The organism is Flavobacterium agrisoli (assembly GCF_016522065.1).
In the GTDB taxonomy this organism is placed as follows: domain Bacteria; phylum Bacteroidota; class Bacteroidia; order Flavobacteriales; family Flavobacteriaceae; genus Flavobacterium; species Flavobacterium agrisoli.
The window spans coordinates 888,509-902,485 of sequence record NZ_JAEHFV010000001.1 but is presented as its reverse complement, the minus strand read 5'-3'; the positions used below and the strand labels follow the sequence as shown (position 1 = coordinate 902,485).

Genomic DNA, 13,977 nt, shown 5'->3' with positions numbered 1-13,977 from the left:
TTATTTATTTAATCGCATTTCTAAATACTTATTGGTAAACCCTAATTTTTTATACAACAACAAAGCAGGATTATCAGGTTCAACATGAAGGGCAATATTTCCTTCGGCTGTTGCAATGGCTTTTTGCATTAATTTTTTACCATATCCTTTTCCGCGTTGCGAATTATCGACAGCTATGTAAACCAAAATATTCTCTGGAATGTAATCTTTCATTCCCGTATTATTTAAAATGACAACTCCCACAATGCGATCATTATCTAACCCAATAATGATATTACCGCCTTTATTTGGATTCATAACATAATCGATGCATTTCAAAATATCTTCTATTTTGTCGCCATATTGCTCTAAGTGTGTATATAAAAATGCGGCAATCGTTTTGTTGTTGTATATGTTATTTTCGCCAGTAGTATGATTTATTATTTTAAATTCCATGTTGTTTCTTCTTTTTTATTATGATAAAGTGATAAAAGGATAAAAGCGAGTAAAGAAATGCTTATACCGTAAATATTAGCATCTAATTTATCTGTTAATGAATGACTTAAAGATAAGTTGTTTTTGGTTAGTATCAGAATAATAGTCGTACTTCCTCCTAAAAGCATGCTCCAAAATGCGGCAGTAGGATGACTTTTTTTCCAGAATAACGCACCCAAAACTGGAACAAATAATCCCGAAACCATGAAAGCGTAGGAGTAAAGCATGAGTTCTAAAACATTTTGCATTTGGGAGGCTATTAGAATAGAGAATACCCCCACCGAAAGTGTTACAATTTGAGAAAGTTGTAACGATTTGGCATGACTCATTTCTTTTTTCGAAAGTTTCGACATGATATCTGTCACAATATTTCCGGAGGCCGCCATCAAACAGCTATCAGCAGTTGATAAAATAGCCGAAAAATAAGACGATAACATTAATCCTAAAAGACCAACTGGCAAAATAGTACTCAGCAAAATTGGTAATCCCATTTCGCTATCCATACTGTTTGCATCTGCAATTCCGGTAAATAATCCTTGGTTGGCTGCTACTTTGGCCAGCATTCCTAAAATAACGCCCATAAAAGCCATTATTGGCCATTCAAAAAGTCCCGCAATAAACCATGCTTTTTTAGCTTCTTTTTCATTTTTGCTGGCATAAATTCGTTGATACAAGGTCATTCCAACAAACCAAATCGGAATAATTGTAATAGCCCAGTTTAAAATTTGATAACCCGAAACGTTAGTCAAACTAAGATAGGAAGCAGGTAATGAGGCTTTTATTGCTTCGTAACCACCCACAGCATTGTAGGCAACCGGAATTCCGATAAAAACCAAACCGCTAATTAATACTAGCCACTGTATGGTATCCGTGTAAATTACCGCTTTGAGTCCGCCAATTGACGTATAAGCAACTGCAATAACGCCCATTACAATTAAAGCTGTTTGAATATTTAAACCATCAATTGTGGCTGAGGCTAATTTTGCTCCGGCTAAAACTTGCGAACTTGTAAAACCAATGTAGCCAATGGCGGAGATTATCCCAGCTAAAAAAGCCACTTTTGAATTATAGAAATGATTAAAAATTTGAGGAAAAGTGAAAAATTTATGTTGATGACCCAGTTTACTTATCGTTGGAATTAAAAAAACGGCACTAAGCCAAGCGCCAATTAATCCTGTAAAAAGCATCCACGAACCCGAAAGTCCCATTGTAAACCCGAGTCCGCCAAGACCAATTGAAAATCCGCCTCCAACATCGGTAGCCACTACCGATAAACCAATATGCCAACTGCTCATGCTTCGGCCACTTACGTAAAAGTCCTCAGAAGTTTTGTTTTTTTTAAAGAAATACAAGCCAACTCCTAACATAGCTAGCATGTAAATAACGAAGATTACATAATCGATTACGTGCATCTTTTTATTTTGATTATTACAGCCTGATTAAGGAATTTTTCCAGTAGGCAAAAAAAAGTTGCGGTTTTAGGCCGCAAAATGTGTTGATTTTTAAGTTGATTTCTAGAAAATGAAATCGAAAATTAGATGAAATAATGTGTCCTTTTTACAACATTATTTGCGATAAAAATCATTTAGATATTTGCAAATATAAGAAAAACTATCCAAAATCCAAGTTAAGAGCTAGTATCAAGAAGATACATACATCTAAAAAATCATAAAATATGGAGCATTTTACAATAAAAAAATAGTACTTAATGAAAAGCTAAAATTCTATTTAAAATTACCTTTCAAAAGAAAAAATAGACGAATCGGTTTCTTTTCCTAAATATAAATCTGTAATTATTTCGGCAGCTATAACGCTAAAAGTTATTCCGTTACCGCCATATCCTAAAGCAAAATACATGTTAGGATGATCTTTGTGTTCACCAATGTAAGGCAAGCCGTCTTGGGTTTCTCCAAAGGTACCACACCAATAAAAATCGATTTCTATGGGGCAATCTGGAAATAATTTTTTGAATTTTTTTATAATGGCTTCGTTTTTTTCATCCATTAAAGCATCGCGCTTTTCGGGATCCTGAAATTCTTCATCTAAACCTCCTACCATAATTCGGTTATCTTGAGTTGTTCGAATATACAAATAAGGTCGCGCCGTTTCCCAAATTAAACAGCGTTCTTTCCACAAAAATTCGTCTTTCATGGGTTTGCTTACAATTACGTAAGTCGAATTGAGTTGCATCACTTTTTCTTTGAGCAATGTTTCCGATTCAAAGCCCGGTGCAGCAACAATTTTTTTGGCTTTAATGGTATTTTTTTTCTTCGTATAGGCCCAAATTTCGTCTTTTTTGCTTACTATTTTAGTGATTTCAGTATGACTATAAACGACCAAACCCGATTTTTTTTTGTGGTAATTTAAAATTTCAGTGCAAAGTTTAAATGTATCAATTTGTGCAGAACAATTGTTATACAAAGCCCCTTTTCGTCGGATATTAAATTTCTTTTGTAATTCTTCTTGGTTAAGAAGTTTTACTGGGAGTTTGTGTTTTTTTCGAATTTTGTATTCTTTTTCAAGCTCTTTAAAATCCTTTGCATTTGAAGCTAAATACAAGCTGGATTTCCATTCAAAATTACCGTCTATTTTTAATTTTTTGATAATTTTCTCTAAAGTATAGATGGATTCTAGACATTTTTGGTAGGCTTTAACGGCTTTTTCTTCTCCAATTTTTTCAATTAATTCAAAAAGATAAGTGTCAATTTCATATTGCAACTGAGCTGTACTAGCTGTGGTGCTACCAGTTGAAGCCATTCGTTTATCTACAATAATGCATTTTACGCCCGCTTCGCATAAAAAATGGGCGCACAATGCGCCAGTAATTCCAGAACCAATTATTAATACTTCTGTTTCGGTATTGATATCAAGTGTGCGATAATCTTTTGCTAAACCGTTTTTTATGAGCCAAAAAGGCAACCCCGATTTTAAGTTCATGTTAAGTGGATTATGTTTGTGTTAAAAGTATTTAAAAGTCAGTTCTTAATGTTGTGTTTTTTATCGTAAAATTTCTACAATTACCATAATTTATATATAAGATTAATTTTGTTAATTTTTTTAGTAGATTTGATTGAATTTTTAAAAGAGGTATGTTAGTAAAAGTTTTTGGAAGTGCTGTTTTTGGTGTAGAAGCTACTACGATTACAGTTGAAGTTAATATGGATAAAGGGATTGGTTATCATTTGGTTGGTTTACCCGATAATGCCATTAAAGAAAGCAGTTACCGAATTGCAGCTGCGTTAAAAAATAATGGTTACACCATGCCGGGAAAAAAAATTACTATTAATATGGCACCTGCCGACTTACGTAAAGAGGGTTCGGCTTATGATTTGACTTTGGCAATTGGAATTTTAGAAGCGTCTAATCAAATTAAAGCGAAGGAAATTGATCAATACATAATAATGGGAGAACTTTCATTAGATGGGAGTTTGCAGCCTATAAAAGGCGCTCTGCCTATTGCTATTAAAGCAAAAGAAGAAGGTTTTAAAGGTTTTTTTCTTCCTCTTGAAAATGTTCAAGAAGCTGCAATTGTAAGTGGATTGGATGTTTATGGTGTTCAAAACTTAAAAGAAGTGGTTGATTTTTTAGAAGGAAAAGGAAATTTAGAACCTACTAAAATTGATACCCGCACTGAATTTTTCAAAACCTTAGATTTTCCTGAATTTGATTTTAGCGATGTTCGCGGACAAGAATCGATTAAGAGATGTATGGAAATTGCGGCTGCCGGCGGCCATAATATTATTTTAATTGGGCCACCTGGAGCAGGAAAAACAATGTTAGCCAAACGGTTACCTAGTATTTTGCCGCCCATGACCTTACGTGAAGCTTTAGAAACAACTAAAATTCATAGTGTCGCTGGCAAATTAAAAGAAGTAGGATTAATGAATCAACGTCCGTTTCGTTCACCGCATCATACGGTTTCAAATGTGGCTTTAGTAGGAGGGGGGAGTTATCCTCAACCAGGCGAAATTTCGATGGCTCATAACGGGGTTTTGTTTTTGGATGAATTACCCGAATTTAAACGAGATGTTCTTGAAGTAATGCGGCAACCTTTAGAAGATAGAGAAGTAACGATTTCAAGAGCTAAATTTACAGTTACCTATCCGTCCTCTTTTATGTTAGTTGCTAGTATGAATCCGAGTCCGAGCGGTTATTTTAACGACCCAAATGTACCACAAAGTGCTTCTCCACACGAAATGCAACGTTATTTAAGTAAAATTTCAGGTCCTTTGTTAGATCGTATCGATATTCATATAGAAGTAACGCCTGTACCATTTGAAAAACTGGCCGATAATCAAAAAGGCGAAAGCAGCGTAGCAATACGGGAACGTGTTATTGAGGCGAGAAATAAACAATCGAAACGATTTGAGAATTCAGATACGATTCATTACAACGCTCAAATGAGTACGCGCCAAATTCGAGAGTTTTGCGAATTGGACGAGAATTCCAAAAACTTATTAAAAAATGCAATGGAAAGACTGAATTTATCAGCTAGAGCTTATGATCGAATCTTAAAAGTCTCCAGAACAATCGCTGATTTAGACAATTCCGAAGCTATATCTGCAACCCACATAGCCGAAGCCATTCAATACCGAAGTTTGGATCGAGATGGCTGGCTGGGATAAAAAAAAACGAGCAATCCAAGTGGTTGCTCGTTTTTTTTATTTAGCTATTAATTTTAAGCTTTTCGCTCTAATAAGGCCATATAAAAGCCATCAAAACCTGATTCGGAAGCAAGCATTTTTTGGTCTTTTACAAACTTAAATTCTTTACCAATTTCGGTTTTTAAGAATTTTTCAACTTGCTCTTGATTTTCGGAAGGTAAAACAGAACAGGTAGCATAAACTAACTTTCCTCCTGGTTTTACTATTTTAGAATAACTTTCTAAAACTTCGGCTTGTACTTTTTTAATGTTATCAATAAATTCAGGTTGCAATTTCCATTTGCTATCAGGGTTGCGTTTTAAAACGCCTAAACCACTACAAGGCGCATCAATTAAAACACGATCCGCTTTTTCGTGCAATTTTTTAATCACCTTTGTTGAATCGATAATTCGATATTCGATGTTAAAAGCACTATTTCTTTTGGCTCTCAATTTCAATTGTTTCAACTTACTTTCGTACAAATCCATGGCAATTAATTGCCCTTTATTTTCCATTAACGAAGCAATATGAAGCGTTTTTCCACCCGCACCAGCGCAAGTATCTACCACTCGCATTCCTGGTTTTACATCCAAAAATGCAGCGACCAATTGTGAATTTGCATCTTGTACTTCAAACAAACCTTGTTTAAAAGCATCGGTTAAAAATACATTAGCTCTTTCTTTCAATACCAAAGCTTGCGGTTGGTCTTTTAAAAATTCGGTTTCGATGTTGGCATCCATCAAAATAGCGCGTAATTTTTCTTTAGTCGTTTTTAAAGTATTCACTCTTAAAATAACTTTAGCTGGCTGGTTTTGAGCAGCAATTTCGGTTGTCCACGTTTTTTCGCCCAATTCTTTCACGCCCAATTCATCCATCCAATCCGGAATAGATTCGCGGTAAACTCGTTTTTTAGATAGTTCATCAAAACGACCTTTAATCTTACGCTCGGGCGTTCCTTCTAATTGCCTCCAGTCTGGAATAGGATAGCCACGTAAAACTGCCCATACAGCAAACATTCGCCATAAATTATCGCGATCGTAGGGTTCTCTAACTTCAGCAATTTCAGCATATAAACGTTTCCATCTTACAATTTCGTAAATGGTTTCGGCAACAAATTTTCGGTCGGCACTTCCCCAACGTTTGTCTTTTTTTAAAGCACGAGCCACCACTTTATCGGCATATTCTCCTTCATTAAAAATTGCATTTAAAGAATCGATGGTGGTATAAACTAAATTTCTGTGTAATCTCATTTGAATGTATTGAGGTGCAAAGGTACTATATATTGATTGAAACTTAAATTTTTAATTAAAATCCCAAATTTTATTAATTTTAAACTCATAAAAAACGCCCTTTTAATAAGAGCGTTTGATGTATTTTTAATTGCTTTTGATACGGGTAAGGCCTATGTTTTCGGGAGTATGAAGTACCATTGGAAATTTTTCTACTTTAACCGAGCTACTGTCTAACCCAAAAGCACTTTCTTCAGATTGGCTTAATTTTTTTATGAAGAAATAGGAATTCATAATAATATTTTCGTGCCATTTCAATTCGTTATCATTCGATAAAAATTTCTCGGATAAAACAAATTTGAAATCGCCAATAATGTTGTTTTTATTCAATGATTCATAACGACTTCTAACGTCAACTTCACCTTTTTTTACCATATCCTTTATAACTTCTCTAAACATCAAATTGATTTTAGTAGGCTCTCTAAAACCTAAATTAAAATCGATTCGATAAATATCATCTTTGGCAATTTCGGTAACTTTATACTGTGTTTTATAAGGTTCGGATAAAATATTTACGTGAACAAACCAGTAAATATCGGCTCTTTTGGGTCTTTTTTGTAAAATGGAATAAATTACTTTTTCTTCTAATTCATCTACACTATTGGCGTTCGTTAAGTAAACCAAATGCGTAGCGTATTTAGGGATAGATAAATCGGCGCTTAACTCGGTAATAACCCTTTTATAATCTTCAATTTTGATGATTTTAGTATAACTTTTGTTGATTTTTTTAGCCAAAAACCAAGTTGTCATCACTGCAATTAAAATTAAGGCAATAATTAAAGTTACATAACCACCTTCGCTAAATTTGGTGATGTTGGCAAATAAGAAACTAAATTCGATTGCTAAGTAAATGGTAATAAGCGGAACCATAAAATACAGTTTTACACGCTTCATTATCAAATAAAAATTCAGTAAAATAGTAGTCATAATCATGCATAAAATAATGGCTAAACCATAAGCATGTTCCATATTTCCTGATTCTTCAAAATGCAGCACAATGCCAATACATCCTAATAATAATAACCAGTTGATAGAAGGGATATAAAGTTGTCCTTTTACTTCGGTAGGGTATTTGATTTGAACTTTTGGCCAAAAATTCAAGCGCATCGCTTCGTTAATTAAAGTAAACGATCCACTGATTAAAGCTTGAGAGGCAATAACGGCTGCTAAAGTAGCAATAACAATTCCAAAAGGTTGAAACCAATCGGGCATAATCAAATAAAACGGATTGCCATTTTTTCCACCTAAACCTTGCAAGGTTTGGCCTTCATGATGAATTAAATAAGCCGCTTGACCAAAATAATTTAATACCAATGCCGATTTAACAAAAATCCAACTTACTCGAATGTTTTTTCGGCCGCAATGTCCCATGTCAGAGTACAAAGCTTCGGCACCCGTTGTACATAAAAAAACAAATCCTAAAACAAAAAATCCGTCGGGATGTATGGAAAGCAAATGATAGGCATAATAAGGGTTAATGGCTTTAAAAACCTCAGGATATTTAACGGCTTGAATAATCCCGAGTGTTCCTAACATGGTAAACCAAACCAACATCATGGGAGCAAAAAATTTCCCCACTAATTTTGTTCCAAACTGTTGTATGGCAAAAAGAATAACTAAAATGGTAATAACAATTGGAACAGTATTTATGTCGGGATAATAAGTCCGAATACCTTCAACGGCAGAAGAAACAGAAATGGGTGGCGTTATAATTCCATCGGCTAACAAGGCACTACCTCCAATGATAGCGGGGACTATCAACCATTTTATTTTAGTTTTTTTGACTAATGCATAAAGCGCAAAAATTCCGCCTTCTCCATGATTATCGGCTCCTAATGTGATAACAACGTACTTTATAGTTGTTTGAAGTGTTAAGGTCCAAAAAACACAGGAAATTCCACCTAAAACAATGTCTGTGTCGATAATATGAGTTCCTAAAATGGCTTTCATTACATAGAGCGGCGAAGTACCAATATCTCCATAAATTATTCCAAGTGTAATTAACAATCCCCCTAAAGTTAACTTACTGTGTAAGTTTTTATGCGATGCGCTCATATTACTTTTTTAACAGACGGTGCAAATTTACAGTATTATATATAAAATTTCGACATTAAAACTTAAAAACATAAAAAACACGATGACCTGCATCGTGTTTTGAAAATTTTTAAAGGCATTATTTTTAACCTCTTCGGTTGCTAAAATTACTGTTATTGCTGGAAGAACGCTCTCTATTCTGACTCATATTCGAACCGCTTCTAGAGTTGTTTGTAGCAGTTCGTGGACTTTCGCTTCTAGTCGCAGGAGCAGCTGAGCTACGATTTGTATTGGCAACAGAACTTGAATTTCTTCTAGATAAATTATCATTTGATGTCGAATAACTTCTGGAACTGTTATTTCTAGAAATAGTGTTTTGGCTAGAATTTGACATTCTTGAATTAGTGTTTCTAGATGTATTGTTGTTCGTTATGCTGGCCGAAGATGATTGTCTATTTGTGTAATAATTACGATTATTTGTGTTTGTGATTACACGATTATTAACAGAGTTTGGAGAGCTACTAACACTGCTATTTTCGCTGTTTGAAGAACTAGTTCTAGCGGTTGTATTTCTTGAATTTATGGTAGTTGTATTCGAACTAAAATTGCTGTTACGTCTTTCTGATTGATAAGAAACACGTCGTTGTTCTAATTCATAACGATTATTTACATTGGCATTTCGGTTTACAAAACTATTGTTTGGATGTAGTCTTTCATAACCATTACTTCTTCTAGAATCGTAAAGCACAACCGCTCTATTGCTTCGTCTAACATTTACATAATTGTAGGTATTATGAACATTAATACACACATTTACATTATTTCGGTAACGATATATTGGGTAAGGTCTCCAAGAAATATAATAATTAGGATAGTAATTCCATCCCCAAGTTGAATAATAGGGGCGATAATTTGTTACCCAAAATGAAGTATAAATAATGGGATTACTTACAAAAACCGGCTCATAAATAAAGTTGGGACCATATAAATAGTCGTTACCCACAATTTGAATATTTACGTTGTTATAATTGTTTCGTTCAACTTCGATGGTTGCCACATCTTGGTAAACATCACGATCTAAAATGGATTGAATGATAACCAAATGCATTCTATCTTCTACACTTTCAATTACGCGTAAATAATCAACTCGATTGTCATTATTTAAATCTAAATTTGAAATTTGGTATTTAGGTTCGTTTAGTCGACGCTCAAAATCTTCTAAATTTCGAGATTCTCCAAAAATAGAAGCTACGGCTCTAAGATCAAGATTATCGCTAATATCTGAATTTTTAGCGTAAACAGTAGCGCCTGCTTGTGCATAAATAGAAGTAGTTATTGCAAAAACTAGGCTAAGTATAAGTAATTTCGTTTTCATGGCAATTCTGATTAAAGATTTGTATTTCAATTTATCCAATTACTATGCCACAAAAAAAAATGATTTGTACAGTTTTTAAAATAAGTTTTTAATTATGAAAAATATAGGATTTCTTTTTTTGATTTTTTTAATAGTAACTAATTGTAAATCAGCTAGTAGCTTAAATATGGTTGAAAGTGATACTGTTGTAAAAATTGATACTTTATTTCAAGATAAAATAAGTATAAGAGCTATTGTTTGTGAGAATTCAAAGGTTTGGTATGCAGCTGATGCTAATCGATTTGGCTATTTTGATTTAATCGAAAATAAAAGAAATGAGATAAAAATTGTGTCCGATTCGCTAGCATTAGAGTTTCGAAGCATAGCTCAAAATCAAGAAAATATTTTTGTTTTAAGTGTTGCGAATCCGGCTTTACTCTATAAAATATCCAAAAAAGATTTGACATACCAATTGGTATATAAAGAGACCCACGAAAATGTATTTTACGACAGCATGCAATTTTGGGATAGTGAAAACGGAATAGCGGTTGGCGATCCTATTGAGGGTGTTATATCGATAATTTTGACACATGATGGTGGGCAAAGTTGGCAAAAAGTCGCACAAAATCTTGCTCCGAAACTTTTTGAAGGAGAAGCATTTTTTGCTGCAAGTAATTCTAATATTGTCATCAAAAAAAACAAAACATGGTTGGTAACTGGCGGAAAAAAAGCCAGAATATTTTTGTCGGATAACTTTGGGAAATCATGGAGTGATTATCCAACACCCATAATTCAGGGGAAAACCATGACCGGAATTTTTTCTGGCGATTTTTATGATGCCAAAACAGGTATGATAGTAGGTGGCGATTACGAAATTCCAAATCAAAATTCGGGTAATAAAGCGATAACTAACGATGGCGGAAAAACATGGCAATTGGTTGCCGAAAATAGGGCTTTTGGGTATGCTTCTTGTGTCCAGTATGTACCAAATAGTAAAGGGAAAAAAATAATTGTTGTAGGAGCTTTGGGAATTCATTATTCTCTTGATGGAGGACAGAGTTGGTTAAAATTATCTGATGATAGCCAATTGTACACTATTCGTTTTATGAATGAAAAAACAGCGATTGCTGCCGGTCGCAATAAATTGATTCGTATCAAATTCAATTAAAATAAAAGTCCCCTGAATAACAAAATTATTCAAGGGACTAGGCAAATTCGTTATTTTATAAGCAAGTCTTATTTTTTGTCGCGGTATTGTTGCAATAATTTTCGGTTAAAATCGTCTTCTGATTTTTTTAATAAGATGATTTTTTTTGCAGGGAGAATTCTTTTCAATTCCGAATTGTATTTCTTTTTTAGGGCATACAATTCATCATCCGTATTTTCAATTTGGTTTAAAAGTGATAATGCTTCTTTTTCTGAAAGTGCATTTACATTTTCATCTTTTAATTTTCGTAAATATGTTTTCATTTTTTTATGACGCAAATCAAATTGTTTATCATCATAAGTAGTGTACATAGGCCAAAATTTCTCTGCTTCGGCCGAAGTTAAATTCAATTCACTTGTAAGAAAAGAAATTTTATAGGCTTTAATTTTTTCGCGTTTAGGATCGCTACTTTCTTTTTGAGCATAAAAACTAATGCTTAGTAAAAGCAATATGATAGTGAAAATATTTTTTGTTTTCATAAGCGGATTATTCTGAAATATAATTCTCAATATTTGGATTAGTAATCAAAACATCTTCAATAGCCTCATCTTCCAATGTTATGCTTTTATTGAGTTGGTTTACATCTTGCATATCCAATTCATTTATCAAATCGTATTGATTTAAATTGGTTTGGTAGGATAAATACGACTCTAAAGTGGCTTCATCTACTTGTCGCAGTGGATTGTTAAAATAATTAATTGTAGGTACCATCAAAGCCAATACTAAAACGGCAGCTACTGCATACCAAAAAGTGGTAATTTTTTTATTTAATGCAACAACCGGTTTTTCTTCTACTGCAATTTGATGTGTTATTTTAGCTGATAACGTTTCAAAATAATTATCGGGAGTTTGAAAACCCGATGCTATTTTTGGATGGTTATGTAATTTAAAATCATTCATGTATGTAAGACTATTTTAAATGTAAAAGGTTTAATTTGAAGTGATAAAAGTTTCTATTTTTTTTACAGCATGGTGATAGGAAGCTTTTAAAGCACCAACCGAAGTTCCTAAAATTTCGGAGATGTCCTCGTATTTAAGTTCTTCAAAATATTTCATTTTAAAGACCAATTGTTGTTTTTCGGGCAAGGTCGCAATGGCTTTTTGTAATTTTATCTGAATTTCGTTTCCATCAAAATAACTGTCCGATTGTAAATTGTTGATGGTTTTGTTTTGTAATTCTTCCGATGTTATTCCGCTTAATTTTGCCTTCTGATTTAAAAAAGTCAATGATTCGTTGGTCGCAATTCGATACATCCACGAAAACAATTTGCTTTCGCCTTTAAAATTTTTTAAGTACTGAAAAACTTTTACAAAAGTATTTTGCAAAACATCATCGGCATCATCATGATTCAAAACAATGTTTCGAATGTGATGGTACAACGGCTTTTGATATTCGGACAAGAGTTTTTGAAACGCAACATTTTGCGTTTTCGGGTTTAATAATTGTTGTATAAATTCTTTTTCGTCAATCAAAATTAAATGTTTCCTTTTTTTAGAATAGAATTTATAGAAAAGGTTTAAATGGCTAACGAATTAAAATTCGGATGTTTCTTGTTCAGGTTCTTCGTGTTTAGGCGCTGGTGCTACCTCAACTGGTTCTGCTCTTGGTTGGTATACCGGTCTTGCAACTGCAACCGGTTTTGGTTTTAAAGGGTAATACAATTCGGTTACCCATTTTGAAGGACTTTTTATGTCTTGTTTGCTAGAAGTTAAGATTTCTAGATGAGACCAAGATGGATTTAGTATTAATTTTTCGTTGTTAACAAACTGAATTGTTTTGGCAATGGCTTCTTCTCTATGCGAATAATCACCGGTTAACGTAGTTTTTACTGCTTCAAAAGCTTCGAGTTTTCCAGTTAAAATATCGCTTCCAGAACTGGTGAAAATTTCTTTATTGATAGGCAAGCAAATTGATATTTTAGCTAGGTTTTTGGAAGTGTCGTAAGTATGGTAAATTATAAACGGTTTTCCATTTGCTGCAATGCCATTATTTGAGCAAAATTCAACTAATTTAGGAATTACGATGCGAGCATTTTTAGTAATTTTTTGAATTTCGCTGGTAAAAGTTTGTTTGATATAAAAACTTTCCGATTTTTTTACAACACCGTTTACTTTTATGGCGTACGTATTGGTTTCAAAATCCAAAATTTTATCCAAATTTAAAAGCGTTTTTTCGTATACTGTTCCAATAATTTTATCGGCTCCGCCATTTAATGAGGTGTAAACTTTATGATAAAAGCTCATTTCACCTTTGGTTTCCCAAGTTACTTTGGTTCCGCCAATAGTATCTTTAAATGTAATCTGACTATCAATTAAAGTACCATCGTAGTTTAATTTTTGCTGAATTTCATCCGTGTTTTTTGTAGAAATGGTTTTAATATCTCCTTGATTTTCATTGTTAACCCAAGAAACATAAGCATTTTTACCTGATGAAATTTCGCCATAATTAACTGTATTGGCAGAATTGTCAATCATCCAAGAACTAAAATCTTCCCAATTTCTATAATCGTTTATATAATTAAATAAAGCGGTTTTTGGTGCTTTTATAATTCGGCTTCTTTCGATAGTAAAATCCCCTTTTTGAGTAGCTAAAAAAACAGTAACTGTAATTAAGCTTAATAAAAGTAATAGAAAAATGTATTTTAAAATCTTCATATCCGAATAGTTAATGTTTTGGGGATTAAGTTATAAAAGTATAAATTTTTATAGGAAAATAACAACTCCTCTTTTAAAAAAAGAATTTAAAAAAGGTGTTTTAAGTTATCTTTTGAAAAATATTTTAATCAAGAATAAAATAAGTATAAAAGCAATAAATCCTAATAAGACTTTAAAATTGCCTTTATAAAATAAGCGGTGCATTTTTAGGTCTTTACGATATGCAATGCTAATAAAGATTACAAATGCGATAAAAAAACAAATGGCAAATATGAGCTGTCCTTGGCTAAACATAATTTAAAATTTTGAGACAAATGTAGC

12 protein-coding genes are annotated in these 13,977 nt (G+C 33.1%); 2 read left to right on the top strand and 10 right to left on the bottom strand.

Annotated features, from left to right (window positions below):
- The 3 genes from I5M07_RS03825 to I5M07_RS03815 form a co-directional block, all read right to left on the bottom strand.
- Positions 1 to 435, bottom strand: a complete 435-nt coding sequence (locus tag I5M07_RS03825; protein WP_200104867.1) for a GNAT family N-acetyltransferase — start codon at positions 433 to 435, stop codon at positions 1 to 3.
- Entirely contained in the window at positions 420 to 1,886 is a 1,467-nt protein-coding gene (locus tag I5M07_RS03820) for a sodium:solute symporter family protein (RefSeq protein WP_200104866.1), read from the bottom strand. Before I5M07_RS03820 ends, I5M07_RS03825 begins: the two co-directional genes overlap by 16 nt.
- Positions 1,887 to 2,208: 322 nt before the next feature.
- Positions 2,209 to 3,411: an NAD(P)/FAD-dependent oxidoreductase gene (locus I5M07_RS03815; protein WP_200104865.1), complete on the bottom strand. Its 1,203-nt coding sequence runs from the start codon at positions 3,409 to 3,411 to the stop codon at positions 2,209 to 2,211.
- A gap of 152 nt (positions 3,412 to 3,563) precedes the next feature.
- On the opposite strand from I5M07_RS03815, the gene I5M07_RS03810 reads away from it, so the two are divergent.
- The gene (locus I5M07_RS03810) at positions 3,564 to 5,099 is read left to right on the top strand and encodes a YifB family Mg chelatase-like AAA ATPase (protein ID WP_200104864.1); all 1,536 of its coding nucleotides are present in this window, start codon (positions 3,564 to 3,566) and stop codon (positions 5,097 to 5,099) included.
- Between the two features lie 53 nt (positions 5,100 to 5,152).
- Here the strand turns inward: I5M07_RS03810 and I5M07_RS03805 are convergent, their stop codons facing one another.
- From I5M07_RS03805 to I5M07_RS03795, 3 genes are all read right to left on the bottom strand, one after another.
- On the bottom strand, positions 5,153 to 6,367 hold the full coding sequence (locus tag I5M07_RS03805) for an RsmB/NOP family class I SAM-dependent RNA methyltransferase (RefSeq protein ID WP_200104863.1): 1,215 nt from the start codon (positions 6,365 to 6,367) through the stop codon (positions 5,153 to 5,155).
- A gap of 126 nt (positions 6,368 to 6,493) precedes the next feature.
- Entirely contained in the window at positions 6,494 to 8,461 is a 1,968-nt protein-coding gene (locus I5M07_RS03800; RefSeq protein WP_200104862.1) for a KUP/HAK/KT family potassium transporter, read from the bottom strand.
- Between the two features lie 124 nt (positions 8,462 to 8,585).
- On the bottom strand, positions 8,586 to 9,815 hold the full coding sequence (locus I5M07_RS03795) for a hypothetical protein (RefSeq protein ID WP_200104861.1): 1,230 nt from the start codon (positions 9,813 to 9,815) through the stop codon (positions 8,586 to 8,588).
- Between the two features lie 94 nt (positions 9,816 to 9,909).
- On the opposite strand from I5M07_RS03795, the gene I5M07_RS03790 reads away from it, so the two are divergent.
- The gene (locus tag I5M07_RS03790) at positions 9,910 to 10,962 is read left to right on the top strand and encodes a WD40/YVTN/BNR-like repeat-containing protein (protein ID WP_200104860.1); all 1,053 of its coding nucleotides are present in this window, start codon (positions 9,910 to 9,912) and stop codon (positions 10,960 to 10,962) included.
- 68 nt (positions 10,963 to 11,030) lie between these two features.
- Here I5M07_RS03790 and I5M07_RS03785 read toward each other — a convergent pair whose 3' ends face one another.
- From I5M07_RS03785 to I5M07_RS03770, 4 genes are read right to left on the bottom strand one after another with little or no spacing between them, the layout of a single operon-like run.
- A complete protein-coding gene (locus tag I5M07_RS03785; protein ID WP_200104859.1) occupies positions 11,031 to 11,480 on the bottom strand; it encodes a sensor of ECF-type sigma factor in 450 nt (149 codons plus the stop codon).
- A gap of 7 nt (positions 11,481 to 11,487) precedes the next feature.
- Complete coding sequence (locus tag I5M07_RS03780; RefSeq protein ID WP_200104858.1) at positions 11,488 to 11,901, bottom strand: hypothetical protein; 414 nt, start codon at positions 11,899 to 11,901, stop codon at positions 11,488 to 11,490.
- 30 nt (positions 11,902 to 11,931) lie between these two features.
- Positions 11,932 to 12,474, bottom strand: coding sequence for an RNA polymerase sigma factor (locus tag I5M07_RS03775; protein WP_200104857.1), 543 nt, complete (start codon positions 12,472 to 12,474; stop codon positions 11,932 to 11,934).
- 60 nt (positions 12,475 to 12,534) lie between these two features.
- The gene (locus I5M07_RS03770; RefSeq protein WP_200104856.1) at positions 12,535 to 13,656 is read right to left on the bottom strand and encodes an SRPBCC family protein; all 1,122 of its coding nucleotides are present in this window, start codon (positions 13,654 to 13,656) and stop codon (positions 12,535 to 12,537) included.
- Positions 13,657 to 13,977: the final 321 nt, after the last annotated feature.